Source organism: Georhizobium sp. MAB10 (genome assembly GCF_045012825.1).
Taxonomy (GTDB): domain Bacteria; phylum Pseudomonadota; class Alphaproteobacteria; order Rhizobiales; family Rhizobiaceae; genus Georhizobium; species Georhizobium profundi.
The window spans coordinates 2,032,415-2,056,996 of the sequence record NZ_CP118314.1; the positions used below are offsets into that span (position 1 = coordinate 2,032,415).

Annotated in this window: 26 protein-coding genes and 2 pseudogenes; 12 read left to right on the plus strand and 16 right to left on the minus strand. The window is 62.2% G+C overall.

Going from position 1 to position 24,582, the window contains the following annotated elements:
- Positions 1–10 precede the first annotated feature (10 nt).
- From PU133_RS09425 to PU133_RS09445, 5 genes are all read right to left on the minus strand, one after another.
- Positions 11–466: an Hpt domain-containing protein gene (locus PU133_RS09425; protein ID WP_404861525.1), complete on the minus strand. Its 456-nt coding sequence runs from the start codon at positions 464–466 to the stop codon at positions 11–13.
- A gap of 37 nt (positions 467–503) precedes the next feature.
- Positions 504–2,075, minus strand: a complete 1,572-nt coding sequence (locus PU133_RS09430) for a GMC family oxidoreductase (protein WP_404861526.1) — start codon at positions 2,073–2,075, stop codon at positions 504–506.
- A gap of 14 nt (positions 2,076–2,089) precedes the next feature.
- Positions 2,090–2,614: a Twin-arginine translocation pathway signal gene (locus tag PU133_RS09435; protein WP_404861527.1), complete on the minus strand. Its 525-nt coding sequence runs from the start codon at positions 2,612–2,614 to the stop codon at positions 2,090–2,092.
- A 76-nt stretch (positions 2,615–2,690) separates the two neighbouring features.
- Positions 2,691–3,086 (minus strand): VOC family protein, encoded by a 396-nt coding sequence (locus PU133_RS09440; protein WP_151986202.1) that lies wholly within the window; start codon positions 3,084–3,086, stop codon positions 2,691–2,693.
- Between the two features lie 89 nt (positions 3,087–3,175).
- Positions 3,176–3,469: a ribbon-helix-helix domain-containing protein gene (locus PU133_RS09445; RefSeq protein WP_126009896.1), complete on the minus strand. Its 294-nt coding sequence runs from the start codon at positions 3,467–3,469 to the stop codon at positions 3,176–3,178.
- A gap of 440 nt (positions 3,470–3,909) precedes the next feature.
- Here PU133_RS09445 and PU133_RS09450 point away from each other — a divergent pair, with 440 nt between their 5' ends.
- A complete protein-coding gene (locus PU133_RS09450; protein WP_126009897.1) occupies positions 3,910–4,482 on the plus strand; it encodes a manganese efflux pump MntP family protein in 573 nt (190 codons plus the stop codon).
- A gap of 9 nt (positions 4,483–4,491) precedes the next feature.
- Here PU133_RS09450 and cysQ read toward each other — a convergent pair whose 3' ends face one another.
- The 3 genes and pseudogenes from cysQ to PU133_RS09465 all read right to left on the minus strand — a co-directional run bounded on the left by cysQ (position 4,492) and on the right by PU133_RS09465 (position 6,400).
- Positions 4,492–5,316, minus strand: a complete 825-nt coding sequence (gene cysQ, locus PU133_RS09455) for a 3'(2'),5'-bisphosphate nucleotidase CysQ (protein ID WP_404861528.1) — start codon at positions 5,314–5,316, stop codon at positions 4,492–4,494.
- Positions 5,309–5,911: pseudogene (gene cysC / locus PU133_RS09460) on the minus strand (adenylyl-sulfate kinase); the annotation flags it as partial. The gene cysQ and the pseudogene cysC, both read right to left, overlap by 8 nt.
- A gap of 27 nt (positions 5,912–5,938) precedes the next feature.
- Positions 5,939–6,400 (minus strand): MarR family winged helix-turn-helix transcriptional regulator, encoded by a 462-nt coding sequence (locus PU133_RS09465; RefSeq protein WP_404861529.1) that lies wholly within the window; start codon positions 6,398–6,400, stop codon positions 5,939–5,941.
- A 218-nt stretch (positions 6,401–6,618) separates the two neighbouring features.
- On the opposite strand from PU133_RS09465, the gene PU133_RS09470 reads away from it, so the two are divergent.
- Both PU133_RS09470 and PU133_RS09475 read left to right on the plus strand, forming a co-directional pair.
- Entirely contained in the window at positions 6,619–7,668 is a 1,050-nt protein-coding gene (locus tag PU133_RS09470; RefSeq protein WP_126009900.1) for a TRAP transporter substrate-binding protein, read from the plus strand.
- 93 nt (positions 7,669–7,761) lie between these two features.
- Positions 7,762–8,682, plus strand: coding sequence for a substrate-binding domain-containing protein (locus PU133_RS09475; protein ID WP_404864492.1), 921 nt, complete (start codon positions 7,762–7,764; stop codon positions 8,680–8,682).
- Between the two features lie 15 nt (positions 8,683–8,697).
- Here the strand turns inward: PU133_RS09475 and PU133_RS09480 are convergent, their stop codons facing one another.
- The 6 genes from PU133_RS09480 to PU133_RS09505 form a co-directional block, all read right to left on the minus strand.
- Entirely contained in the window at positions 8,698–9,528 is an 831-nt protein-coding gene (locus PU133_RS09480; protein WP_404861530.1) for a substrate-binding domain-containing protein, read from the minus strand.
- A gap of 33 nt (positions 9,529–9,561) precedes the next feature.
- A complete protein-coding gene (locus PU133_RS09485; RefSeq protein WP_404861531.1) occupies positions 9,562–10,305 on the minus strand; it encodes an ATP-binding cassette domain-containing protein in 744 nt (247 codons plus the stop codon).
- Positions 10,298–11,005 (minus strand): ABC transporter permease, encoded by a 708-nt coding sequence (locus PU133_RS09490; RefSeq protein ID WP_404861532.1) that lies wholly within the window; start codon positions 11,003–11,005, stop codon positions 10,298–10,300. The genes PU133_RS09485 and PU133_RS09490 overlap by 8 nt, the downstream gene beginning before the upstream one ends.
- Before the next feature lie 176 nt (positions 11,006–11,181).
- Positions 11,182–12,189: a 4-hydroxyproline epimerase gene (locus PU133_RS09495; protein WP_404861533.1), complete on the minus strand. Its 1,008-nt coding sequence runs from the start codon at positions 12,187–12,189 to the stop codon at positions 11,182–11,184.
- Between the two features lie 10 nt (positions 12,190–12,199).
- Positions 12,200–13,447, minus strand: a complete 1,248-nt coding sequence (locus PU133_RS09500; RefSeq protein ID WP_404861534.1) for an NAD(P)/FAD-dependent oxidoreductase — start codon at positions 13,445–13,447, stop codon at positions 12,200–12,202.
- Positions 13,448–13,451: 4 nt separating this feature from the next.
- Positions 13,452–14,357 carry a dihydrodipicolinate synthase family protein gene (locus tag PU133_RS09505; protein WP_404861535.1) on the minus strand — a complete coding sequence of 302 codons (906 nt, stop codon included), beginning with the start codon at positions 14,355–14,357 and terminating at the stop codon, positions 13,452–13,454.
- 331 nt (positions 14,358–14,688) lie between these two features.
- Here PU133_RS09505 and PU133_RS09510 point away from each other — a divergent pair, with 331 nt between their 5' ends.
- From PU133_RS09510 to PU133_RS09535, 6 genes are all read left to right on the plus strand, one after another.
- On the plus strand, positions 14,689–15,612 hold the full coding sequence (locus tag PU133_RS09510) for an ABC transporter permease subunit (RefSeq protein WP_404861536.1): 924 nt from the start codon (positions 14,689–14,691) through the stop codon (positions 15,610–15,612).
- A gap of 1 nt (position 15,613) precedes the next feature.
- The gene (livM, locus tag PU133_RS09515; protein ID WP_404861537.1) at positions 15,614–16,948 is read left to right on the plus strand and encodes a high-affinity branched-chain amino acid ABC transporter permease LivM; all 1,335 of its coding nucleotides are present in this window, start codon (positions 15,614–15,616) and stop codon (positions 16,946–16,948) included.
- 1 nt (position 16,949) lies between these two features.
- Positions 16,950–18,023 carry an ABC transporter ATP-binding protein gene (locus tag PU133_RS09520; protein WP_404861538.1) on the plus strand — a complete coding sequence of 358 codons (1,074 nt, stop codon included), beginning with the start codon at positions 16,950–16,952 and terminating at the stop codon, positions 18,021–18,023.
- A complete protein-coding gene (locus PU133_RS09525) occupies positions 18,020–18,784 on the plus strand; it encodes an ABC transporter ATP-binding protein (protein ID WP_404861539.1) in 765 nt (254 codons plus the stop codon). Before PU133_RS09520 ends, PU133_RS09525 begins: the two co-directional genes overlap by 4 nt.
- Complete coding sequence (locus PU133_RS09530; RefSeq protein ID WP_126009909.1) at positions 18,784–19,131, plus strand: DUF6867 family protein; 348 nt, start codon at positions 18,784–18,786, stop codon at positions 19,129–19,131. Before PU133_RS09525 ends, PU133_RS09530 begins: the two co-directional genes overlap by 1 nt.
- A gap of 138 nt (positions 19,132–19,269) precedes the next feature.
- A complete protein-coding gene (locus PU133_RS09535) occupies positions 19,270–20,388 on the plus strand; it encodes a branched-chain amino acid ABC transporter substrate-binding protein (RefSeq protein ID WP_126009910.1) in 1,119 nt (372 codons plus the stop codon).
- A 112-nt stretch (positions 20,389–20,500) separates the two neighbouring features.
- Here PU133_RS09535 and PU133_RS09540 read toward each other — a convergent pair whose 3' ends face one another.
- Complete coding sequence (locus PU133_RS09540) at positions 20,501–20,653, minus strand: DUF3563 family protein (RefSeq protein ID WP_126009911.1); 153 nt, start codon at positions 20,651–20,653, stop codon at positions 20,501–20,503.
- Between the two features lie 275 nt (positions 20,654–20,928).
- On the opposite strand from PU133_RS09540, the pseudogene PU133_RS09545 reads away from it, so the two are divergent.
- The 3 genes and pseudogenes from PU133_RS09545 to PU133_RS09555 form a co-directional block, all read left to right on the plus strand.
- Positions 20,929–21,327, plus strand: a pseudogene (locus tag PU133_RS09545) (transglycosylase SLT domain-containing protein); the annotation flags it as partial.
- A 64-nt stretch (positions 21,328–21,391) separates the two neighbouring features.
- Positions 21,392–22,483, plus strand: coding sequence for a serine hydrolase domain-containing protein (locus PU133_RS09550; RefSeq protein WP_404864493.1), 1,092 nt, complete (start codon positions 21,392–21,394; stop codon positions 22,481–22,483).
- Positions 22,484–22,609: 126 nt separating this feature from the next.
- Complete coding sequence (locus tag PU133_RS09555; protein ID WP_404861540.1) at positions 22,610–22,870, plus strand: acyl carrier protein; 261 nt, start codon at positions 22,610–22,612, stop codon at positions 22,868–22,870.
- A 62-nt stretch (positions 22,871–22,932) separates the two neighbouring features.
- Here the strand turns inward: PU133_RS09555 and groL are convergent, their stop codons facing one another.
- Complete coding sequence (groL, locus tag PU133_RS09560) at positions 22,933–24,561, minus strand: chaperonin GroEL (protein WP_404861541.1); 1,629 nt, start codon at positions 24,559–24,561, stop codon at positions 22,933–22,935.
- Between the last annotated feature and the right edge of the window lie 21 nt (positions 24,562–24,582).

Below are 24,582 nucleotides of genomic sequence, written 5' to 3' on the forward strand. Positions count from 1 at the left end.
TCGCCGGCCGTCACAGCGCGCGTTCTTTTCTCATCTGCGCGATCACCGCATCGAGCTCGCGGATCAGTGAGGACAGGGCTTCGCGCTGTTCGGCTTCGGTGCTTTCAGCCGCGAGGGTCGCTTCCATCTCAGACGCACGTCGGCTGAGGTGGTCGAACCCGAAGAAGCCGCCTGCACCAGCGATCCCATGAGCGAGCTTTGCGATCTCACGGTGCTGAATGTGGGACGTGACGGGGTGGCTTTTTGCGATGGTGTTCAAGGCATTCCGGTCGCTGTGCAAACGCTCGATGAACCGCTCTTTCAAAGCATCCAGAGATCGAACCACCGCAAGCTCCTTGCCCGAGAAAGCACTTCGCATGGAGATGCAAGGTACTTTAGCAAAAAATGAACTGTCGAGTGGTGGAACGCCCCAAAGCCTTTGCGGTTGCAGCAGACTTTTCCGGTGCAGTTCAAAAAAAGTGCGCAAGGCCGTTTGCGGGCGGCCTTGCGCAGGAGGAGAAGCTCTAGATGTTGCCGGCGCTGAGTTCCTTGGCGATGTGATCGGCCTGGCGAATTGCCAGCGCTACGATCGTCAGGGTTGGGTTTTCAGCAGCGCCTGTCGTGAATTGCGAGCCGTCCGAGATGAACAGGTTCGGGATGTCGTGGGTCTGGCCCCACTTGTTGACCACGCCGTCCCGCGCATTCTCCGACATGCGGTTGGTGCCGAGATTGTGCGTTGACGGGTAGGGCGGCGTCGGGAAAGCCCGGGTCGCACCAACCGCCTTGTACATCTCGATCCCCTGTTTGTAGGCATGATCGCGCATGGCTACGTCGTTCGGGTGGTCTGAGAAATGCACGTTCGGAGCCGGCAGGCCGTACTGGTCCTTCACCTCTGAATTGAGGGTGACGCGGTTCGTTTCCTGCGGCATGTCCTCGCCCACGATCCACATGCCGGCCATGTTTTCGTACTGGTCGAGCGCGGATGTGAACGAGCGGCCCCAGCCACCCGGATCGAGGAAGGCTGCCATGAAGGGCAGGCCGAGCGACAGGGTTTCCAGCTCGTAGCCGCCGACGAAGCCGCGCGACGGATCGTGGCGCGCCTCGTCCTGGACGATCCCGGCCATGGTCGTGCCGCGCCACATGCGCACGGGCTTGTCGAACACGGCATAGACCGATCCAGTGACGTGACGCATGTAGTTGCGACCCACCTGGCCGGACGAGTTGGCAAGGCCATCCGGGAACATGTTGGAGGCGGAGTTCAAAAGCAGACGCGGGCTTTCGATCGTGTTGCCGGCAACGGCAACCAGGCGGGCTTTCTGCAGGTGCTGATTGCCGTCCTTGTCGGCATAGACCACGCCTGTGACCTTGCCACTGTCGTCATGCTCGATCTTGATGACGTGCGACCGGTCGCGGACTTCGAGGTTACCCGTGGCTTCACCGGCCGGGATTTCGGTATAAGCGGCCGACCATTTGGCGCCCCATTTGCAGCCCTGGAAGCAGAAGCCGGTCTGCTGGCAGGGTGTGCGATCGCCGTCATCGCGGGTCTGGATCGCCATGCGACCGGTGTGGACTTCCTTGTAGCCGATCGCGAGAGCGCCTTTTTCGAAGACCTTGTAGTTGTTGTTGCCAGGCAGGCCGGGACGGTTGCCCGTGCGCGTCACGCCGAGCTTTTCTTCCGCCTGGTCGTACCACGGCGCCATTTCGTCGGCGTCGATCGGCCAATCGAGCAGGTTCGCCCCGTCGACGCGGCCGTAATTGGTCAGCGCCTTCCATTCATGCGGCTGGAAGCGCAGCGACGCGCCGGCCCAGTGAATGGTGGTGCCGCCAACCGCCTTCACGATCCAGGCCGGCAGGCCCGAAAAGTCCTTGGCGACGCGCCAGTCGCCGCTGGTCGTGCGGGCATCGAGCCAGGAGAGCTGGCCGAAGGCGTCCCACTCGTCGTTGAGATAATCTTCCGGCAGGTGGCGTCCGCCGGCCTCCAGCGCCACGACCTTGACGCCCTTCTGGGCGAGTTCGTTTGCGAGCACGCCGCCGCCGGCGCCCGTACCCACGATGACGACGACGGAATCGTCGTTGAGATCAAATTTGGCAACCATGGTGCGCCTCCCCCCTACAGCCAGTTGATATCGTCAAAGCCGCGCGACACGTAGCCGCCCTGGCTGTAGGACTCGCCCTCGTAACCGAAGAGCGGCCACACTTCCTTCTGGTTGTAGAGACCGGTGACGAGTCCGCCCCGGATCTTCTGGAAGAAGGCACTCTCCTCCATGCCTTGGAGGACTTCGACGCGGTCGCTTTCCCAGCCGATCGACAGGTAGTCCGTATGACCCTTGCCGCGCGCGGCGGCGTCGAGAGCGGCAATGCCGTCTTCAATTTCCTGGGAGCTGTCAGCGGTGTCGTAACCCTTGACGGCGGTTGCGTAGAAGTGATCGGCGAGATGGTCGTGCGGGTAGATGTCGCGTGCCATCTGAATCAATGTGGCCATGCTTTCCGGCTTCACCGCCGTCGTTTCCATGGCCCATGCGGCACCGTTGCCGGCGACGAAGTCTGCGCCGACGACGAATGTCGCGCCGACAGCCACGGAACGAGCCAAAAGCTCGCGCCGCGTCATGCCGGTTTTCGATAATGTCTCAGTCATGTCAGTCCTCCCTCAGAATTCTGGCTGACGGTCCGAGGCTCCACTCCTCGTCGCGGCAACCGGCGAATGCGCGGCGCTACAGGTAGCGACCGCCGCGTTTCAGCACTTCGATCTGGTATCCATCCGGATCGGCAATGAAAAAGAAGCGTGCGATGACCTCGCCGGCGGGCGCGAAATCGACCAGCTTGCGGGGCGAGAGGCCCGCATCGGTCAAGCGCTTGTGCTCGGCTTCCAGGTCGTCGACCGAAAATGCGAGATGGCCGTAACCGTCGCCCAGATCATAGGGCTCGGTGCGGCCCTTGTTGACGGTCAGTTCCAGCTCGAACCCGGTCTCGTCATTCGACATGTAGACCAGCGTGAAGCTTTCGAAATCGAGACGATCGGCCACTTTCAGCCCGAAGGCCTGATCGTAAAATGCTACGGACCGCGCCTCGTCGAGTACGCGGATCATGCTGTGTATGGCTTTAGCCACTCTGGCTTCCCTCCTTCTTCCGATTCAATGATCGAAGTCTGGAAGGAGGGACGACCCTTCAGGTAGTAGAATGCTACTACGCCGACTTTTTAAGCTGCCGCGGCGGCCTTGGTCTGCATCGGCGTGCGCCGATCCATCTCGATCAGGCACGCACAGCGCAGCAGGGACGTGAAATTTTCCGGCTCGCCACGCAGTTCCAAAACTTCCGAATGCAGCTTCGATACGAAAGCCGGCGTCGTCGAACCATCGCGCGCGGCGATTTCGTCGATGATGGCCCAGAAGGCACGTTCAAGCCGGATGCTGGTGCTCTGGCCGTTTAACCGAAGCCTGCGCGTCACATATTCGTAGCGCGTTGGCTCCTGGCCCGCAAAAACCTGGCACATGATATTCCTCCCGCAAATGGCTCACCTGGCTGAAGGTGAGTTGCGTTGATGTTAGCGCCAAACCCGAGCGCGCACGACTCCGCCATTGGTGCATGTACGATCAAAACGGACGCGACATTCTTTCCGCGCGCTTTCGTCAGGTGAGGGACGGAAATCGAGGGCGTATGCGGCTGCGGCAAGCGCGCGTCATTGCGGGCTTCTGCAAATGCCTCTCAAATTCATTTAAATATATGATTTTTATTGACATTTTCGCCACTAATTTTTACTTCCGGCCATCGGGGAGTAGCCACCAAGCGATTTGGGGGCGCGTCAACACGATCGCCCTCATGGCGTGGCGCGTTCAGCCGGCAATGCCGGCCCGGCAAGACCGTGGGTATGACTGACCGTTGGCGGACGGGCGGCCCGTTCCCCCGATTTTCGATCCGTCTCCGGTCCTGCAAATGTCTCCAGCAGCTGTTTTCTTTCTGTCGGTCTCCATGTCGATCGATGCCTTTGCTGTCGCGGTAGGGCGAGGTACCGTGCTTGATCGCGCCCAACTGGGGCGTGCGCTGCGTATCGGGGCCGTGTTTGGTCTGGTCGAGGCGCTGACGCCGTTTCTCGGCTGGCTTGCCGGCATCGCTGCCAGTGACTGGGTGGCCCATGTGGATCACTGGCTGGCCTTCGGCCTGCTCGGACTGGTCGGCATCCACATGATCCACAATGCCTTCAGCCAGGAAGAAGGTGAGGGCGCCGAGCGCGCGGCCTCCGGCTCGTCGCTCGTCTTGCTCGCGACAGCCTTCGGGACAAGCCTCGACGCCATGGCCGTCGGGCTGTCGCTCGCCTTCATCGATGTGGACCTTGCCGGGATCCTGGTCGTCTCCGCCGGCATCGGCATGGCGACCTTCGTGATGTCAACGGCCGGCGTGCTGCTCGGCAAGGCGATCGGCAACCAATTCGGCCGCTATGCCGAAATGGCTGCCGGTGTCGTGCTCTGCGCGCTCGGCACGATGATCCTCATCGACCACATCGGCTAGACGCTCGGCCTAACGTCCTCGGCCAAACGCGATGAAGGGCGGGTTGGCGAAGGGGGCCGTGAAGCCTTGCGGGTCGTCCTCGCATCGTTCGGGGCGCTTGCCATAGGTAAGGGGCGTGACTTCATCGGCAAGCGTTGTCCGTCCACCGGCCGCACGCAGCACGGCATCGCCGGCCGCCGTGTCCCATTCCATGGTGCGGGAAAAGCGCGGGTAGACATCGGCCTTGCCTTCCGCGAGCAGGCAGAATTTCAGGGACGAACCGATGCTGACGCAGTTCGTGATATCGCGGCGGGCGAGATAGGCGTTGGTGTCCGGATCACGATGCGACCGGCTCGCCACGGCGACGGGACCGTCACGGGTCGAAACCGCCATCAGCTGAGTCGTCCGCTCGGCTTTGTCATCCAAATGATAGGCGCCTGCGTCGGAGCCGTAGTAGGTGTGGCCAAGGGCCGGCGCAACGACCACGCCGATTGTTGGGCAGCCGTGCTCGACCAAGGCGATATTGACGGTGAATTCCGCGCGACCGGACACGAATTCCCGTGTGCCATCCAAAGGATCGACGAGGAAGAACCGCTGACCGAGGTCCGCCGGCAGCACTCCGGCGGCCGCCGCCTCTTCGGCGACGATCGGGATCTGCGGGAAGTGCGCGTGCAGTTCCGCCAGAATCAGCAATTCCGCAGCCGTGTCGGCCTCGGTTACCGGCGAGCCATCGGACTTGCTGCGGATTTCGTAGCCCTGCGCAAAGATGCTGACCAGAACTGTGCCTGCCGCCTGCGCAGCCTCACGCATGATAGCAAGCACCGCCGCGTGATCGATTTCCTTCGTCTCACCCATGGGGCACCAGGCCCCGGTTCTTCAGGTGATCGACGACCTCGTCGGCCAGCGCCTCGGCGCCGGTGAGGGCCGTCTTGAGGTGAATGTCCGGAGACGAGGGTGTTTCATAGGGCGAATCGAGGCCGGTGAAATTTGCGAGTTCACCGGCAAGCGCCTTGCGGTAGAGGCCTTTCGGGTCACGGCGTGCGCATTCCTCAAAGGAAGTGTCGACGAAAATCTCGATGAATTCGCCATCGGCCATGCGCGCCCGTGCTGCTTCGCGTTCCGATCCGAACGGAGAGATGAAGGCGACGAGCACGATCAGTCCGGCGTCGCTCATCAGTCGCGCGACCTCGCTCACCCGCCGCATGTTTTCTACGCGGTCGGATGCGGAAAATCCAAGGTCGCTGCTCAAGCCGTGGCGAAGATTGTCGCCGTCGAGCAGGAAGGTCTTGATGCCGGCCGCGTGCAGCCGAACCTGCACCAAATTGGCGATGGTCGATTTGCCAGATGCGGACAGGCCCGTGAACCAGAGAACCGCGGGCTTCTGCCCCATCAACCGCGCATGATCCGTTCGATTGAGCGTGGTTTTCTGCCACTGGATGACGTTGCTCCGCGGCGGAATGTCCTCAGCCATGCGTCTTCACTCCCCCTCATTCTGCCCGCCGGACGGAACCGCACTCGCGCCGCTCGTTGCCTTTTTCAGCAGGACGACAAGGCTTGCGCGCTCCTCCGCGCTCAGGCCTTCCAACATCCGCTCCTGGACCCTCTGGACCGCAGGCATCATGGCCTCCAGAAGGTCTCGGCCTTTTTCGGTCAGGTAAAGTTCACGCGCCCGCCGGTCCTTTTCGCTGACTTCGCGCCTAATCAGGCCCTTTGTCAGCAGCCGGTCGACCACCCCGCCGATCGTCACGCGATCATAGGCGATCAGGCTCGACAGCGTCGCCTGATCGATGCCTTCGTTCCGGGCGATCGCATAGATCGCCGCAAACTGCACAGGCGTCAGGTCGAAGCCGGCCGTCTGTGCTTCCTGCAGGAAAGTCGCGACGGAAATCTGGTTCATGCGCCGGATCAGGTGACCCGGCATTTCGTAAAGAGCCATCATCGCTGTGTTCGCTCTGCCTGCAATCTCATGCCACCGTGCATAACAGTCTCACCCGAAGGGACAAGTAATCAGCGGCAAGGAATGGCGCGCTGTGCATGTCATGCACCAAAAATCCTGCCCCATGATGGTCTTAGGCTGTTGGCAGGGCGCTCGGTGCCTGCTTATGTCCAATGACGAGCGCGGGCATTGGGAGTACCGCGCCAGGGAGGATATGGATTATGACACGGACCACACGCATTCGCAGCATGCTCGCTGGCGGCCTCGTCGCCTGCAGCGCGCTTCTTTCGGCAGGCATCGCCTCAGCACAGGAAGTGACGCTGCGGCTGCACCAGTTCCTGCCCGAGCAGGCGAACGTACCGGCCTACGTGCTGAAGCCGTGGATCGAGCGCGTTCAGGAAGCGTCCGACGGCCGCATCGCGATCGAGATGTATTCGGCGATGGCACTCGGTGGTACGCCTCCGCAGCTCATCGACCAGGCGCGTGACGGCGTGGTGGACATCGTCTGGACGCTGCCTGGCTCCACGCCCGGCCGATTCCCACAGGCGGAAGTGTTCGAACTGCCGTTCTTCTCCTCCGACGCCGAAGCAACGTCGCGCGCTTACTGGCAGCTGTTCGAAGAGAACATGCAGGATACCGACTTCGCCGGGATCAAGATCCTAGGCACCTGGGTGCATGGCCCCGGCCTCGTCCATGTGAAGGGCGATGGTGTCCGTTCGCTTGAGGACATGGCGGACCTGAAGCTGCGCGCGCCGACCCGCATGATCACGCAGCTCCTCGAGCAGATGGGTGCTGCGCCGATCGGCATGCCAGTTCCGGCCATTCCGGAGTCGCTGTCGAAGGGCGTCATCGACGGCGCGGTCGTGCCGTGGGAAGTGACGCCGTCGCTGCGTCTTTCGGAACTCGTCGACAGCCACACGGAATTTGCCGGCACACAGGCATTCTACGTCGCGACCTTCGTGCTCGCCATGAACCAGGCGAAGTACGACAGCCTGCCGGATGACCTCAAGGCCGTCATCGACGAGAACAGCGGGCTGGAATTCTCCGCTCTCGCCGGCAAGACGATGCAGGAATATGATGCACCGGCCCGCGCGATTGCCGAGGAAGCCGGCAATGAGATCATCGTCCTGGACGAGGCAGAGGTCGCACGCTGGGTCGAGGCTTCGCAGCCTGTCGTCGACAGCTGGATCGCCGAGATGGACGGCCGCGGCCTGGACGGTCAGGCGATCGTCGATCGTGCCCGCACGCTGATCGAAGAAGCCACGCAGTAAGAGACGGCGATACTCGCTGGCGCGTCTACGGCGCGCCAGCCACTATTTCGGCGTTGGATGCGACGCTTTGGCTGCCCAAACTGCTTGCAGCCCATGGTCATGCCGTTATGTTGCACAGCCATGCACGATTTTCTCACCGTCAAGGAAGTTGCCGACCTTCTGAGGATCAAGGAGCGCAAGCTCTACGATCTGACCTCGGAAGGCGTTCTGCCGGTTACGAAGGTCACGGGAAAGCTGATCTTCCCGCGCGACGCGCTGATGGCGTGGCTGCGAAAGAACACCGATTACGGCGCGGAACTATCGGCACTGCGCGACCATCCAGCCGTGGTCGCGGGCAGCCACGATCCGCTTCTCGATTGGGCGCTGCGCGCCTCCGGCAGCGAGCTTGCGACCTATTACGACGGCTCGGCCGACGGGCTGAAGCGCATGAAGGCGGGGCATGCGGTTGCCGCGGGCATCCATTTTCATCGGACGCCCGAGCAGGAAGCGAGCTCGAATGCCAATGAACGCCGCATCTCGCTCGACATGCACCATGAACCTGTTGTGCTCGTCGAATGGGCGAAGCGCAGCCAGGGCCTGATCATCAAACCGGAGCATGAAGCAGCCATCCGTTCCATCGCCGATATCGCCGGGCGACGCGTGGTCTTTCGCCAGGAGGGTGCCGGAAGCCAGGATCTGTTCCAGGTGCTGCTTGCCGAAGCGGGTCTTACGCCCGGCCAGTTCACCCTTTTGCCCGACGTGGCGCGCAACCAGACGGATCTTGCCCAATCGGTCGCGCAGGGCGACGCAGATCTCGGCTTCGGGATCGCGGCCGTCGCGCGCCAGCACAAGCTCGCCTTTGTGCCGATCACCGAAGAGCGGTTCGATCTGCTTGCCTGGCGACGGGATTTCTGCGGGCCGAGCTTGCAAAAACTCTTCGCCTTCAGCCGCACACCGCAGTTTCAAGAACGGGCGGAACAGCTTGGCGGATATGATGTTTCGCAAACGGGAACCATTCACTACAACGGCCCGTGACCGCCCTTCGGCCGATCAACTTTCGTTGCGGTCTGCGTCCGGGAAGAACAGCTGCTGGCCGTCGATCTTGTAGTCTTCGATCGCCTGCTGGCCTGCATCCGAAAGCATCCAGTCTATGAAGGTCTGGCCGGCTTCTGCCTTGACGTTTTCGCAGTGCTCGGGGCTCACGAGAATGATGCCGTAAGGGTTGAACATCGCTTCGTCGCCTTCGACGGCAACGGTGTATTCGCCCTTGTTGCCGTAGTTGATCCACGTCGCGCGGTCGGTTAGGACGTAGCCGCCCATGCCGATACCGGTGTTGAGCGTCTCTCCCATTCCGGAGCCGGTTTCGCGATACCAGCTGCCGCTGACGGCCGCGACATCGATGCCGGCCACTTCCCAAAGCTCCAGTTCCTTGCTGTGCGTGCCGGAATCGTCGCCGCGAGATGCGAAAATGGCTTCGCTTTCAGCGATCTTGGTGAGCGCATCGACGACGTCGGTCGAACCGGCAACGCCCGCTGGATCGGCCGCAGGGCCGACGATGACGAAGTCGTTGTACATCAGCGGCTCCCGCGAAACGCCAAAGCCGGCTTCGACGAAGGCCTCCTCCTGCGCGGTCGCATGGACCAGCAGAACGTCGCCGTCGCAGTTCTCGGCATTGTTGATCGCCTGGCCGGTGCCAACGGCAACGACGCGTACTTCAATGCCTGCTTCTTCCTGAAAGATCGGCAACAGATGCTCGTAAAGGCCGGACGCTTCCGTCGAGGTCGTCGACTGGACGATGATGAAATTGTCTTCCTGGGCAAGCGCCGATGCTGCGGCGAGCGTGAAGGCCACGCCTGCGGACAGCAGTGTCAGTCTGGTCATGGGTCGTTTCTCCCGTTGGATTTTTCGTGTCGGTTAGAGAAGGATTTCGCCGGCCGCGAAGGCGCGCGCTTCCGGCGTATTCGGACGATCGAAAAAGTCGGCGGTGCGGCCAGCCTCGATGATCCGGCCGCGATGCATCAAAAGCACGCGCTCGGAGAGCCGCCGCGCCTGCGCCATGTCATGGGTGACGAGCACGATGATCGTGCCGACCTTCGCAGCGGCACCGATCATCTCCTCGATGCGCAGCGTCGAGGCGGGATCGAGGCTGGCCGTCGGCTCATCCAGGAAAAGGATTTCAGGCTTGAGCGCGAGCGCCCGGGCCATGGCGAGACGTTGCTTTTCACCGCCGGAGAGAAGGCGCGCCGAGGTATCGGCAATGGCGGAGAGGCCCGCATGGTCGAGCGCTTCGTGTGCGAGTTCCTGGGCGTCACGGGTGCCGTGGCCGGCCTGCTTCAGCGCGTAGGTCACGTTGGCGATCGCCGAACGGCGAAACAGCACGGGATGCTGCAACAGCATGCCGACCTTGCGGTAGCCGTCACGCGAGGGCGCCGAGCCATTCCAGGAAACATCTCCACGGTCCGGCTTCTGCAGACCGGCAAGCGTCTTGATCAGCATGGACTTGCCGGCGCCGTTAGGACCGAGAATGGCGGTCACGGCATCACCGCAGAAGACGATCTGTTCGACGTCGAGCAGTAGCCTGCCGCTGCGTTCGATCTTGAGGTTGTGGCCCGAAACTGGGGTGGCGGAAAGCGCCTTGGTGTTGGTGCGGTCAAGCATAGGCGGCGCGCTCCGCAGTTCCGCGAAGTGCGAAGACCAGGCTGTTCACGGCAATCGCGATCGAAACCAGGATGATGCCGAGCCCGAGTGCGAGCGCCAGATTGCCTTTGGCGGTTTCCAGCGCGATCGTCGTCGTCATGACGCGGGTGACGTGGTTGATGTTGCCGCCGACGATGATGACAGCCCCGACCTCGGCGATCGCGCGTCCGAAGCCGGCGAGCAGCGCCGTCATCAACGAGAATCGCCCATCCCACAGAAGCGTCACCAGCCGCTGGCCGCTGGTCAGGCCGAAAAGGGTCATCTGCTGGTGATATTCGTCGTTCAAATCCTCGATCGTCTGCCGCGCGAGCGCTGCGATGATGGGCGTGATCAGCAGTGACTGCGCGATGATCATCGCAGTGGGCGTGTACAGCAGCTGCAGCGGCCCGAGCGCTCCGGAATTCGACAGCAGCAGATAGACGATCAGGCCAACCACGACCGGTGGCAGGCCCATGAGCGCAGTGATGGCGACAACGATGGCGGTGCGGCCCGGAAATCGCGACACCGCAAGAAAAGCGCCGAGCGGCAGGCCGATGATCGCGGCGACGATGACTGCCGACAGGCTCACCTGGAGGGAGAGGAACACGATGGCGCGCAGATCGGCATCGAAAGATGCGATCAGCCGAAAGGCTTCGCCGAACGCGTCTGCAAAACTCTGCATTTCGTGTTATTTTGTCCGTTAATCTTACGTGAGGTGGACAATATGGGATGAAAAGCGCAGGCGCAACGCCAATTGCCGCTTTTCACAGCGCTGCCGACATCGTGCCGCAGGCACAATCCCCGGCTGCAGCGGGCTTCGCCGAGAAAGCTGCAGCGAAAGTCTTAGGATAAGGCGGCTTAAAGCGCGGCGAGAGAAAAACCGTGTGCATAGGGGTCGCGACCGTCGATGAAGATCGTGTTGAGCCCGGTGACGCGCGCCCAGCCGCCGATGGATGGAATGATCCCCGGCTTGCCGCCGACGGTCGTCTCACTCTCCACGCGGCCGTGGAAGAGAGAGCCGATGATCGATTCGTGGATGAAATCGTCGCCCGCTTTCAGCTGACCTTTTGCCGCCCAGTGCGCCATGCGCGCCGAGGTGCCCGTGCCGCATGGCGATCGGTCGATCGCGGCTTCGCCGTAGAACACGGCGTTGCGCGCATGCGCTTTTGGATCGCGCGCCGCCCCGGCCCACAGCACGTGGCGCAGGCCCTTGATGTCTTCATGTTCCGGGTGCTGAAACGCGTATTTGGCATTCAGCGCAGCGCGCAGGCGCGGGCTCCAGGTCAGAAGGTCCTGCACCGATACGTCGGCGATATCGGAGAAGGCAGCCTGCGGCTCGACGATGGCGTAGAAATTGCCGCCATAGGCAACGTCCACCGTGATCTCGCCCAGGCCTTCGACGTCCGCCGTCAGCCCTTCGGCATGGAGGAAGGACGCGACATTGGTGATGCGCACCTCTTCAACATAGTCGCCTTCCTGCCGGTAGGTTGCGGTGACGAGGCCCGCCGGCGTGTCGAGCTTTACGATGCCCGGCGTCTTCGGCTTGACCAGCCCGTGTTCGATCATCGTCGTGACCGTGCCGATGGTGCCATGGCCGCACATGGGCAGGCAGCCCGACGTCTCGATGAAGAGGATGGCGACGTCGCAGTCCGCCCGAGTCGGCGGGTAGAGGATCGAGCCGGACATGATGTCGTGGCCGCGCGGCTCGAACATCAACCCGGTGCGGATCCAGTCATATTCGGCGATGAAATGCGCGCGCCGCTCCAGCATGGTTGCGCCCTGAAGCTGCGGCCCCCCGCCGGCAACGACGCGAACGGGATTGCCGCAGGTGTGACCGTCGATGCAGAAGAAGGAGTGGCGCGCCATGGGAATGCTTTCAGAACCGGTCCGGTGAATAGGGTTTAAGCGGGATTTCCGTCTCGCGGTCGAGTGCGATGTCGGCCACGAGCTTTGCGGTTGCCGCCGATTGCGTCAGGCCAAGGTGGCCGTGGCCGAAGGCATGGATCACGCGGGGCACGCGGTGCGATCGGCCGATGGCCGGCAGGGAATCGGGCAGGGAGGGCCGAAAGCCCATCCATTCCGTCCCACCCACAGGGTTCAGTTCCGGAAGAAACCGTGCCGCCTTGGCCAGCATCGTCTTGGAGCGTTGGAAGTTCGGCGGGCGGTCGAGCCCCGCCAGCTCCACCGCGCCGCCGACGCGCACGGCCTGGCCGAGCGGCGAGACCACGAAGCCATGGTCGTCGAAGATGACCTGACACTTGAGATCGAACGCCGATTTGGGCAGCGTCGTGTTATAGCCGCGCTCCGTTTCGAGCGGGATCCGGTCGCCGATCAAGGCAGCCAGCCGATGCGACCAGGCGCCGGCCGCAATCACCACCTGCGCGGCGAGCAGCGAGCGCCCATCGGTGAAGGAGAGGCGGACGCCCGCATCTTCGACAGCCATCCGTTCGATATCGGCGATTTCCAGATCAACGCCTTGGGCCACGGCGCGCTCGCCAAGTGCAACGACATAGGCTTTCGGGTCAGCGACGTTCGACCAGCCGGCCACGTAGGTGCCGTGGCGAAAGCTCTGCGCGATGCCCGGCTGGATCGCGTCTATGCCGGCGCGGTCGAGATGGCGGTGACTGATGCCGTACTCGGTGCGCCGATCCCAGCCGCGCGCAGCCGCATTGAAGCTGCGCTCGCTGTCGTAAAGATGCAGTGCGCCGCGTGCCACGATCATGTGCTTGAGGCCGGTGCGCTCCAGAAGCTTCTCCGTCTCGGCCTCGGCCACACGCATCAAGGCCGCCTGCGCCGCAATACTGCGCTCGAAGTTCTTGCCGCTGCCTGCCTTGAAGAACCGCCACAGCCATGGCGCGATCGTCGGCAGATAGGCGGGCGGCAGCGAGAGCGGGCCGGTCGGATCCATCAGCCAGAACGGCGCCTTCAGCATGATGCCCGGCGATGCGAGCGGCAGAATGTCGGAAAAGGCGAATGCACCGGCATTGCCAGCGCTGGTCTCTGCCGAAATGCCCTTGCGGTCGATCAGCGCAACCGTGAGACCGCGCTCTGCAAGATAGAGCGCGGTCGTCGTTCCGATCACGCCGGCGCCGATGACGGCGATATCGTATCGGCCGGCATTCATGGGGTCAGGCCGCAATGTCCAGTGCGGGGAGGCTCGGGCGCGTTTCGATCGCATCGCGAATGATGCGTTCCACCTCGGCGCGGCGTTCGCCGGCAAGCGGCAGCCGGGGCCCGCGGACCCGCTCGGTGGACTTGATCGCCAGCGCCTCGGCCAGCTTGATGTTCTGGACGAGATAGGTCGAGACATCGAGATCGAGAAGCGGGCGGAACCAGCGGTAGATCGCGAGCGCCTCGTCGCGACGTCCTGCCTGCATCAGCTGCCAGATGGCGACGGTTTCCTTCGGGAAGGCGACGACGAGGCCGGCGACCCAGCCCGTTGCGCCGACCGAAAGCGCCTCGAAAGCCAGATTGTCGACGCCGGTCAGCACGGCGTAACGATCGCCCAGATGATTGATGATCTCGGTGGTGCGACGGATGTCGTCGGAGGATTCCTTGATTGCGACGAAGCGGGCATCGTCGGCAAGGTCGGCCATCAATTGCGGAGTCACGTCAACGCGGTAGGCGACTCGGTTCGAGTAGATCATCACCGGCAGATCGCCGGCAGCCGCGATGGCGCGCAGATTGGCTTCCGTCTCGCGCGCATCGGTATGATAGATCGGGCTCGGAACGACCATCAGGCCGTCCGCCCCGGCCTGCGCAGCCTTCTTCGCCATTGCACACGCCGCCGCTGTCGATGCTTCCGCAACCGTCACAAGGACGGGGCGCTTGCCGGCTGCCGCCTTGGCGGTGCGATAAACCTCGATGCGCTCTTCCTGCGTCAGCATCGGGCCTTCGCCGAGCGATCCGGCAACGATCAGGCCATCGACGCCTGCATCGATCTGCAGGCCGAAGCAGCGCTCCATCTCCGCATGATCGAGGCTGTCATCCTCCTTGAACTTCGTTGTTACAGCGGGAAGGATGCCACTCCACATGACCAGACTCCGGTGCTTCGAGCGTTTCGGTTCCGGCAGAAAATCCCAAAGCTCGATCAGTGGCAAGAGGCCGGCCCTGCAGCGCTGCGCCCGATTCCAGGCGGCTCCACACCGGTTTCAAAGCATTCCGTTTCGCAGGCGGCAAAATGACGCTCAAGACGGTGGATTGACCCGTCAAAGCGCCTTCAATCGGCGTTTTTCTCTATTGACCTCATCGACCCATTGGCGATCTTAATAGCTGATATTGCAGACGACGATCGGCGGTGGTGGGAGCCTCGATCGATCGAACGGCAGAGCCGACGGGACAAGTCGGCCAGAGGGGTACATCACAGTGGAATATTTCGTTCAGCAGTTGATCAACGGGCTGACGCTGGGGTCCATCTATGGGCTCATCGCGATCGGCTACACGATGGTCTACGGCATCATCGGCATGATCAATTTCGCCCATGGAGATATCTTCATGGTCGGCTCGTTCATCGCCATGATCCTCATCGTTGCGCTTGGCATCACGGCCGGGGCAGGCTTCATCGTGCTCATCCTGGCGCTCATGCTCGTGCTCTTGATGGCGATGCTCTTCACGTCGGCATGGGGCTGGACGGTGGAGCGGATCGCCTATCGGCCGCTTCGAGGCTCCTTCCGCCTTGCGCCGCTGATCACCGCGATCGGCATGTCGATCGTGCTGCAGAACTTCGTGCAGATCGTGCAGGGCGCCCGCGTCAAGCCGCTGCCGCCACTGGTGTCCGGCGGCTACACGATCATGGACGGTAACAATTTCGACGTTCAGATCTCCAACATCCAGATCCTGATCCTGGTAACGACGGTCGTGCTGATGGGTGTCTTCACTTACATCATCAACAAGACCGCGCTTGGCCGCTCGCTGCGCGCCTGCGAGCAGGATCGCAAGATGGCCTCGCTCGTCGGCATCAATGTCGATCGCACGATCTCGCTGACCTTCGTGCTGGGCGCTGCGCTCGCAGCCGTCGCGGGTTTCATGTACCTGCTGTATTACGGCGTGATCGATTTCTACATCGGCTTCATCGCCGGCGTTAAGGCCTTCACGGCAGCCGTTCTCGGTGGCATCGGCTCTCTGCCGGGCGCGATGCTTGGCGGCATTCTGATCGGGCTGATCGAGACCTTCTGGTCCGGCTATTTCTCTGTGGAATATAAAGACGTGGCTGCCTTCTTCATTCTGGCCGCCGTGTTGATCTTCATGCCGTCGGGCCTGCTCGGCAAACCCGAAGTCGAGAAGGTCTGATATGGCTGCCTTGAACGCGGCTCCTGCCGCCGAAGAAAACATCGTGGTGGCTTCCCTCAAAGACGCCATCCTCGCCGGGGTTCTCGCCCTCATCCTGTTCTCCATCATCGTCGGTCTGCGCACCGACGCCGGTGCCGGCGGTCTGCAGATCACGACCGAGTGGGATCGCGTGCTCTGGATGGCAGCTGTTACTGCCGTCGGCCGGTTCTTGCTCAACATCTTCTTCTGGAAACGTGCCGGCGGCCCCAAGGGCCTCTCCGACGTGCTGCCGGATTTCAACAAGGCCGGCCATGTCTCGCGGTTCCTGGGTCCGCTGATGCTCGGCATCGCCGTCACGCTGCCCTTCATCGTCATGGTGCTGGTCCCGGGCCAAAGCCGCTACTATGTCGACCTCGGCGTGCTGGTGCTCACCTATGTGATGCTCGGCTGGGGTCTCAACATCGTCGTCGGTCTCGCTGGCCTGCTCGATCTTGGCTACGTCGCGTTCTATGCGGTCGGCGCCTATTCTTACGCCTTGCTCTCCCAGTATTTCGATCTTGGCTTCTGGGTGTGCCTTCCGCTTGCGGGCATCCTTGCTGCATTTTGGGGCATCATTCTCGGCTTTCCGGTACTGCGGCTTCGCGGCGATTATCTCGCTATCGTGACGTTGGCATTCGGTGAAATCATCCGCATCGTGCTTTTGAACTGGTTCGAGCTGACCAACGGGCCGAATGGCATCACGCAGATCCCGCGTCCGACCTTCTTCGGCCTGGATTTCACGCGGGACGAGGGTGGCTTTGCGGACTTCTTCGGCCTCGAATACGCCGCGATACACCGCATCATCTTCCTCTATTATATCATCTTGGTGCTCGCGCTCATCACCAACTGGGTCACGCTCAGGCTGCGCAAGCTTCCGATCGGCCGTGCTTGGGAAGCCTTGCGTGAAGACGAAATTGCCTGCCGCTCGCTCGGCATCAACACAACCAACACCAAGCTTTCGGCCTTTGCGATCGGCGCGATGTTCGGCGGGTTCGCCGGCGCGTTCTTTGCCACGCGTCAGGGCTTCATCTCGCCGGAAAGCTTCACCTTCCTGGAATCGGCGATCATCCTCGCCATCGTGGTTCTCGGCGGTCTCGGCAGTCAGATGGGCGTCGTCTTCGCCTCGCTGGTGATGATCGGTGGCTTCGAGATGTTCCGAAACCTCGAGGAATTCCGCGTCCTCGTCTTCGGCCTGCTGATGGTGCTGATCATGATCTGGAAGCCGCGCGGCCTGGTGTCGACGCGCAACCCCACGGTCTTCCTGAAGGAACGAAAAGCGGTCTCTGCCGATCTTGTGAGCCAGGGGGAGGGGCACTGACATGAGCCTGCAACCCTTATCTCCCACGCCTGCATCGGCAGGCGCTCCCCGGCAGACGCTACGCAATTGGGAAACCGATGTCGTCGTGCGCGTCGAACATCTGACCATGCGCTTCGGTGGCCTGGTCGCCGTCGACAATCTGTCCTTCGATGTCGGGCGCGGTGACATCACTTCACTCATCGGCCCAAATGGTGCCGGCAAGACGACCGTGTTCAACTGCCTGACCGGCTTCTACAAGCCGACCGAAGGCCGGATGATCATGGCGCACACGCCGTCTGCCTTCGCCAATCTGGAGGCGCGGACGCAGGAAGGGCGGCGCTATTTTGCCGATGACGGTCTCTATCTGCTCGAGCGCATGCCCGACATGGAGATTGCCGCCATCGGGAAGGTTGCTCGCACCTTCCAGAACATCCGCCTTTTCGGCGGCATGACGCTTCTCGAAAACCTGATGGTCGCGCAGCACAACGCGCTGATCGTCGCATCCGGCTACACGTTCGGCGGCATCTTCGGTCTGCCGTCATACCGAAAGGGCGAGCGCGAGGCGATCGACCTGGCCAAATACTGGCTGGAGAAGACCAATCTCATCGACCGCGCCGACGATCCCGCCGCCGATCTGCCCTATGGGGATCAGCGCCGCCTGGAGATCGCTCGCGCCATGTGCACGCGCCCCAAGGTTTTGTGCCTCGACGAGCCGGCGGCCGGCCTGAACCCGAAGGAGTCCAGCGAGCTCAACACGCTTCTGCGCCAGATCCGCGACGACGAAGGCATCTCGGTGCTGCTCATCGAGCATGACATGAGCGTCGTGATGGAGATCTCCGACCACGTTGTCGTCCTCGACTATGGCCGCAAGATTTCCGACGGCGCGCCGCAGGACGTGCGCTCCGACCCGAAGGTCATCGCTGCCTATCTCGGCGTCGACGACGAAGAGGTCGACGCCGTGGAAGCCGAAGTCGGGCAGGAAACGGCCGAGCGCGGTGGGGGCCATGTGCAGGTTGTCGATGCCGAAGCGGCGCAAACCCTGCAGGAATTGTCGGCTCGCAGTGTTTCCAAGGATCCGAAGGGAGACGGCCGATGAGCATGGCAAGCGTCAGCGACCCGATGGCCGTTCCCGCCAGCGAGCCGGTTCTCGCCGTGCGTGGCGTTCATACCTATTACGGCGCCATCCATGCCCTGAAGGGCGTCGACATCGACATCATGGATGGTGAAATCGTCAGCCTTATCGGCGCCAATGGCGCCGGCAAGTCCACGTTGATGATGACGATCTGCGGAAATCCGCAGGCGCGGCATGGCAATGTGATCTATCGGGGCGAGGACATCACCCGCGTTCCCACCCACGAGATTATGCGCAAGGGCATCGCCCAGTCGCCGGAAGGACGCCGCATCTTTCCGCGCATGACCGTGCGGGAAAACCTGCAAATGGGTGCCGGCATTACCGACATGACCCATTTCGAGAGCGATCTGGAACGGATGTACACGCTGTTTCCGCGATTGAAGGATCGGCAGGGACAGCGCGGCGGCACGCTTTCGGGCGGCGAGCAGCAGATGCTGGCTATCGCGCGTGCGCTGATGAGCCGACCGAAGCTGCTTCTGCTGGACGAACCGTCGCTCGGGCTCGCACCGCTGATCGTGCGGCAGATCTTCAACGCCATCCGCGATCTGAACCAGTCGGAGGGACTGACGGTCTTCCTGGTCGAACAGAACGCCTATCATGCGCTGAAGCTCGCCCACCGCGGCTATGTCATGGTCAACGGCAAGATCTCGATCACCGGCACCGGCAAGGAACTGCTGGCGAGCCCGGAAATCCAGGCTGCCTATCTGGAAGGGGGAGCGCATTGATGGACGTGCTCTGGGACAATTCGCTCGTCGCCTTCATCGTCGTCACGCTGTTTCTGGGTGGTGGTGCCGCCTGGATGACCGGGCGGGCCATGGCCAAGACCTGGCAGCCCATCTGGCTGCTCGTCTTCTATTGCTTCCTCGTGTCGCTCGCGGTCCGCTTCCTGAACTTCGCGCTCTACGACGGCGAGTTGCTGACGCTCTATTATTTCCTCATCCACTTCGCGATCATCGTTGTGATCGGCCTCGTCGGGCACCGCTTTTTTCGCGCCCGGCAGATGGTGCGCCAATACACGTGGATCAATGAGCAGGCGGGTCCACTCGCCTGGAAGGTGAAGCAGGGTTCGTGATCGAAATTTTCGGGAGTTTTCCCGATTGCCTTTGCCGGCAAAGGGAATAGCATCCGAAATAAGCCGGAACACAGGGATGTTTCGGGAGCGGAACGGGGGCGTGTGCTCCGCCGCAAAACACCAGAGGGAGACTAACGAATGAAGAAAGTTCTGATGACGGGCGTGGCCGCTTCCGCGCTTTTTGCAACTGCCGGTATGGCTTCGGCCGATATCGTCATCGCGACCGCTGGTCCGATGACCGGACAGTATGCGTCGTTCGGCGCACAGATGCAGGCTGGTGCCGAAATGGCCGTGGCCGACATCAACGCCGCTGGCGGCGTTCTCGGCGAACAGCTCGTGCTTGAAGTCGGTGATGACGCCTGCGACGCCCGTCAGGCCGTTTCGGTCGCCAACCAGCTTGTCGGCGAAGGCGCGGTCTTTGTGGCCGGCCATTTCTGCTCCGGCTCTTCGATCCCGGCCAGCGCCGTCTATGACGAGGAAGGCGTGATCCAGATTTCGCCGGCCTCCACCAACCCAGCCTTCACGGATGAGCGTCCCGGTCCCGGCATTTTCCGTACTTGCGGCCGTGACGACCAGCAGGGCGAGATTGCCGGCCAGTTCCTGATGGAAAACTTCCCGGATGCCAAGGTCGCGTTCATTCACGACAACACCGCATACGGCAAGGGTCTGGCAGACCAGACAATGGCGTTTTATGAGCAGGCAGGGGGCGAGCCGGCTCTCTATCAGGCTTACACCGCCGGTGAGCAGGACTACACCGCGCTCGTGACGCGCCTGAAGAACGAAGGCATCAACGTGCTTTACGTTGGCGGCTACCACACCGAAGCCGGCCTGATGAAGCGTCAGATGGCGGATCAGGGCATGGATACGGTGCTCGTATCCGGCGACGCACTCGTCACCGACGAATACTGGTCGATCACGGGCGATGCCGGTGAAGGCACGCTCATGACCTTCTCCCCGGATCCGCGCCTCAACGAAGAAGCGGCCCCGGTCGTCGCGAAGTTCGAAGAAGCCGGCATCAACCCGGAAGGCTACACGCTCTACACCTACGCTGCGATCCAGGCTTGGGCCGCTGCCGTTGAAGAAGCCGGCTCGACCGATTTCGACGGTGTGGTCGAAGCCCTGAACGCAGGGACCTTCCAGACCGTTCTCGGCGAACTCGACTTCGACGACAAGGGCGACGTGACGCTGCCCGGCTACGTCATGTATGAGTGGACCGGCGGCGAGTACGGCTACTACGAAGAAGCCGCTGCTCAGTAAGCCTGCGATTGGTGCGATGGGCAGGTTTATGCCCGGTCCATCGCCTATAAAACAAAAAGCCCGCTGCGAACGATCGCAGCGGGCTTTTGACTGTCAGAGCATCATGCTCGTCTTAAAGGCGATTGCGGAACCGGCCGCTGTCGATCTCGCGCATGCGCATTTCCAAGTCGACGATCGAGGTCGAGCCATTGAGATAGGCTGATTCCCGGTCGCGCCACGGATCTTCGCTGATGAGCTTGATGAAACGGCGTGTCATGTTCTTCATGGTTTTCTTCCTTCTTCTTGTTGTTGACCATGAAATAGTCTTCCATGCTGCAATGCACAACCGACATTGCGGCATGTGAGCCATGCGGCGCCTGCACATGGCAGTGCGGCACAAGCATCACCACAATTCAGCCGCAAGCATTGAGCAATAAAGGCTTTCCCGCGCCATTGGCGTGTTCATCGACGAGCCATCAGATGCGTCTTGCCGCACGAATGTTGATCATCCTTCTCTGTGGCAGCGCACTGACCGCCTGCGCGACGAGCGGGCAGGAGACTGCCGGCCGGCAGACCGCCAAGCAAACTGCGGCCGTCGCTCCGCAATCGGATCTCGATCGGCTCATCGCATCCCATGCTTCGGCATATGGCGTGCCGGAATCGCTCATCCGGCGCGTCGTGGCCCGCGAGAGCAATTACAATCCGGCAGCGCGCAACGGCCCCAATCTCGGTCTCATGCAGATCCGGCACGACACGGCACGCACCATGGGCTATCGCGGCGAACCCGCAGGCCTGCTCGATGCCGACACCAATCTTCGCTATGCGGTGAAGTATCTGCGCGGCGCCTATATCGTCGCCGACCGCAATGAAGATCGCGCGATCGCCCTCTATCAGCGCGGCTATTATTACGACGCCAAGCGCCGTGGGCTTCTCGTGGAGACGGGGCTGCGCGCTTCGTGATTTCAGTGTTTCCTGGTCGAGGCATGGACTTGCCGTTTCTCTCCCATATGTGATGCCCATGACCATGAAAAACACTGCACGTTTGAACGCGCTTCGCGGCGTCGTCCTTCTCTCATGCCTTTCCATCTCGGCGCTGGCGCATGGCCAGGATGCCGGGTCCGAGCCGTCGGCCGATGTGGAAGCCGTTGCACCCGCCGCCATTGTGTCCCTTGTCGAAGCGCGGGAAGCCGCTATCCAGGCGGCGGATGAGCTGGAAGGTCTTCACACCCTGATCGTCGCGCGCGATGGCGAGGTCTGGATCGAAGAAGGCTTCGAGGGGCGCTCGGTCACGACTCCGACCAACATCAAGTCGGCTTCCAAGTCGATCGTGTCCGCGATGGTTGGCATAGCGATTGACAAGGGCCTGCTCGAAGGCGTCGATCAGCCAATCGCGCCGCTGCTCGAGGACAAGATTCCCGATGATGCCGATCCGCGCATCAGAGAGATCACGATCGGCCATCTCCTGTCGATGCAGGCCGGTCTCGGCCGCACATCCGGCGAAAACTATGGTCGCTGGATTGCGAGCTCCGACTGGGTTCGTGCCGCATTGGCGGAGCCCTTCGCCGATGATCCCGGCGGGCGGATGCTCTATTCCACGGGCAGTACCCATCTTCTCTCCGCCATCCTGATGCGCGTCGGCGAGGCTGACACAATGGAACTTGCCAATGAATGGCTCGGCATGGACGGCGCTTTCCGCGTGACCGACTGGGAGCGCGATCCGCAGGGCATTCCGCTTGGCGGCAACCAGATGGCCGTATCGCCACGTTCGCTGCTGGCGTTCGGTGAGATGTACCGCAATGGCGGTATCGGGCCCGACGGTGAGCGCGTTGTGTCGCAGCAGTGGATCGACGAGTCGTGGGAGCGCCGCACCAGCTCCGTCTTCTCGGGCGAGGCCTATGGCTACAGCTGGTTCCTGAGGGACATGGCGGGCGTCGATTGTTTCTACGCCTGGGGCTATGGCGGCCAGATGCTCTACATTCTGCCGGAGCTCGAGATGACGGTCGTCGTCACATCGGAGGAAAACAGGCCATCCGCGCGCTCCGGTTATCGCGACGACCTGCATGCGCTGGTGGAGGACCGGCTCGTGCGTCCGGTGCTGGAGGCCAGTGGAAGTTAACCAGTCTTAACGGTTGCAACCTTTAGCCGTGTTGCATTGCACAGTCAGTTGAAGCACCTTGCCTTTGTGGGGCGGGCGGCGGAGTCGCATGACCCCCGGGGGCCGACATTTTGCCGAGGGAACGCGATGACGACTGACACCCTGAAGACTGAAATCATCCGTCACATTGCTGAATACAGCGACGCGAATGCCGACGACATCACGGGGTCGTCGATGGTGGACGATCTCGGTATCCACTCTTTGGAGTTGGCCGAGCTCGTCATGGAACTGGAAGAGAAATACGACATCGAGATCGAGACCGACAGCGTGGAGTCCTGGAACTCGCTGAAGACGGTGGACGATATCGTGGCGGCCGTGCGCGCCATGCTGACCGCCAAGGCGGTATGATCACGCACTGTCGTGAGTGAAGATGCGGGCGCCCTAGGGGCGCCCGCATTTTTTCGTTCTCCTCAGAAGTCCATGTCGCCGCCTGCAGGCATGGCAGGGGCGCGGTCCTTCTTGGGCTTTTCGGCAATCATCGCTTCGGTGGTGACGAGCAGGCCTGCGACGGACGCGGCATCCTGCAGCGCCGTGCGCACGACCTTTGCCGGGTCGATCACGCCGGCCTTGTAGAGATCGCCATATTCGCCAGTCTGCGCGTTCCAGCCGAAGCCGAAATCCGCCTGTTCACGGATCTTGCCGACGATGATCGAACCTTCGGCACCGGCGTTTTCTGCGATCTGGCGGGCAGGGGCTTCCACGGCCCGGCGAACGATGTCGACGCCCATCTTCTGGTCGGGATTGGCGACTTCAAGCGTGTCGAGCACCTTGGCTGCGCGCAGCAACGCCACGCCGCCGCCCGGCAGGATACCTTCCTCGACGGCTGCGCGCGTCGCGTGCAGGGCGTCGTCGACGCGGTCCTTCTTCTCCTTCACCTCGATCTCGGTCGAACCACCGACGCGGAGAACCGCAACGCCACCGGCAAGCTTTGCCAGTCGCTCCTGCAGCTTCTCGCGGTCATAATCCGAGGTGGTCTCCTCGATCTGGGCGCGGATCTGCGCAACCCGGCTGTCGATCTCCGTCCGCGAGCCGGCGCCGTCCACGATCGTCGTGTCTTCCTTAGAGATGACGACCTTCTTGGCGCGGCCCAGCATCTCCAGCGTCACGTTCTCGAGCTTGATGCCGAGATCCTCGGAAATAGCCGTGCCGCCGGTCAGGATCGCGATATCCTGCAGCATGGCCTTGCGGCGGTCGCCGAAGCCCGGAGCCTTGACGGCGGCGATCTTGAGGCCACCGCGCAGCTTGTTGACGACGAGGGTCGCAAGGGCTTCGCCTTCGACGTCTTCCGCGATGATCACGAGCGGCTTGCCCGACTGCACGACGGCTTCGAGTACCGGGAGCATCGCCTGGAGGTTCGAGAGCTTCTTCTCGTGAATGAGGATAAAGGGATCCTCAAGCTCGGCGCGCATCTTGTCCTGATTGGTCACGAAGTAGGGCGAGAGATAACCCCGGTCGAACTGCATGCCCTCGACGACTTCCAGTTCGGTGTCGAGCGACTTGGCCTCCTCGACCGTGATGACGCCCTCATTGCCGACCCGCTCCATGGCTTCCGCCAGGAACTGGCCGATCTCGGTGTCGCCATTGGCAGAGATGGTGCCGACCTGCGCGATCTCGGAATTGTTCTCGATCTTGCGGGCGTTGCGCTTCAGTTCGGCGACAACGGCGTCGACGGCCTGGTCGATCCCGCGCTTCAGGTCCATCGGGTTCATGCCCGACGTGACGGCCTTGGCGCCTTCGCGCACGATGGCCTGGGCCAGTACAGTGGCGGTGGTGGTGCCGTCACCGGCCAGATCGTTGGTCTTGGAGGCCACTTCGCGCACCATCTGCGCGCCCATGTTCTCGAACCGGTCTTCGAGTTCGATCTCCTTGGCGACCGACACGCCGTCCTTGGTGATGCGCGGTGCGCCGAAGGACTTTTCGATGACGACGTTGCGCCCCTTGGGGCCGAGCGTCACCTTCACCGCGTCCGCGAGAATATCGACGCCACGCAGCATGCGCGTGCGGGCATCGGCATGGAATTTCACTTCTTTTGCAGCCATTTCCTCAATCCCTCAAAAACA

Bases quoted from the DNA above. Each gene is read 5' to 3' on its own strand.
- PU133_RS09430 (WP_404861526.1), bottom strand. From the start codon at position 2,075: ATGGTTGCCAAATTTGATCTCAACGACGATTCCGTCGTCGTCATCGTG.
- PU133_RS09435 (WP_404861527.1), bottom strand. From the start codon at position 2,614: ATGACTGAGACATTATCGAAAACCGGCATGACGCGGCGCGAGCTTTTG.
- PU133_RS09445 (WP_126009896.1), bottom strand. From the start codon at position 3,469: ATGTGCCAGGTTTTTGCGGGCCAGGAGCCAACGCGCTACGAATATGTG.
- PU133_RS09450 (WP_126009897.1), top strand. From the start codon at position 3,910: ATGTCTCCAGCAGCTGTTTTCTTTCTGTCGGTCTCCATGTCGATCGAT.
- cysQ (WP_404861528.1), bottom strand. From the start codon at position 5,316: ATGGGTGAGACGAAGGAAATCGATCACGCGGCGGTGCTTGCTATCATG.
- PU133_RS09465 (WP_404861529.1), bottom strand. From the start codon at position 6,400: ATGATGGCTCTTTACGAAATGCCGGGTCACCTGATCCGGCGCATGAAC.
- PU133_RS09470 (WP_126009900.1), top strand. From the start codon at position 6,619: ATGACACGGACCACACGCATTCGCAGCATGCTCGCTGGCGGCCTCGTC.
- PU133_RS09475 (WP_404864492.1), top strand. From the start codon at position 7,762: ATGGTCATGCCGTTATGTTGCACAGCCATGCACGATTTTCTCACCGTC.
- PU133_RS09480 (WP_404861530.1), bottom strand. From the start codon at position 9,528: ATGACCAGACTGACACTGCTGTCCGCAGGCGTGGCCTTCACGCTCGCC.
- PU133_RS09485 (WP_404861531.1), bottom strand. From the start codon at position 10,305: ATGCTTGACCGCACCAACACCAAGGCGCTTTCCGCCACCCCAGTTTCG.
- PU133_RS09490 (WP_404861532.1), bottom strand. From the start codon at position 11,005: ATGCAGAGTTTTGCAGACGCGTTCGGCGAAGCCTTTCGGCTGATCGCA.
- PU133_RS09495 (WP_404861533.1), bottom strand. From the start codon at position 12,189: ATGGCGCGCCACTCCTTCTTCTGCATCGACGGTCACACCTGCGGCAAT.
- PU133_RS09500 (WP_404861534.1), bottom strand. From the start codon at position 13,447: ATGAATGCCGGCCGATACGATATCGCCGTCATCGGCGCCGGCGTGATC.
- PU133_RS09505 (WP_404861535.1), bottom strand. From the start codon at position 14,357: ATGTGGAGTGGCATCCTTCCCGCTGTAACAACGAAGTTCAAGGAGGAT.
- livM (WP_404861537.1), top strand. From the start codon at position 15,614: ATGGCTGCCTTGAACGCGGCTCCTGCCGCCGAAGAAAACATCGTGGTG.
- PU133_RS09520 (WP_404861538.1), top strand. From the start codon at position 16,950: ATGAGCCTGCAACCCTTATCTCCCACGCCTGCATCGGCAGGCGCTCCC.
- PU133_RS09525 (WP_404861539.1), top strand. From the start codon at position 18,020: ATGAGCATGGCAAGCGTCAGCGACCCGATGGCCGTTCCCGCCAGCGAG.
- PU133_RS09530 (WP_126009909.1), top strand. From the start codon at position 18,784: ATGGACGTGCTCTGGGACAATTCGCTCGTCGCCTTCATCGTCGTCACG.
- PU133_RS09535 (WP_126009910.1), top strand. From the start codon at position 19,270: ATGAAGAAAGTTCTGATGACGGGCGTGGCCGCTTCCGCGCTTTTTGCA.
- PU133_RS09540 (WP_126009911.1), bottom strand. From the start codon at position 20,653: ATGAAGAACATGACACGCCGTTTCATCAAGCTCATCAGCGAAGATCCG.
- PU133_RS09550 (WP_404864493.1), top strand. From the start codon at position 21,392: ATGAAAAACACTGCACGTTTGAACGCGCTTCGCGGCGTCGTCCTTCTC.
- PU133_RS09555 (WP_404861540.1), top strand. From the start codon at position 22,610: ATGACGACTGACACCCTGAAGACTGAAATCATCCGTCACATTGCTGAA.
- groL (WP_404861541.1), bottom strand. From the start codon at position 24,561: ATGGCTGCAAAAGAAGTGAAATTCCATGCCGATGCCCGCACGCGCATG.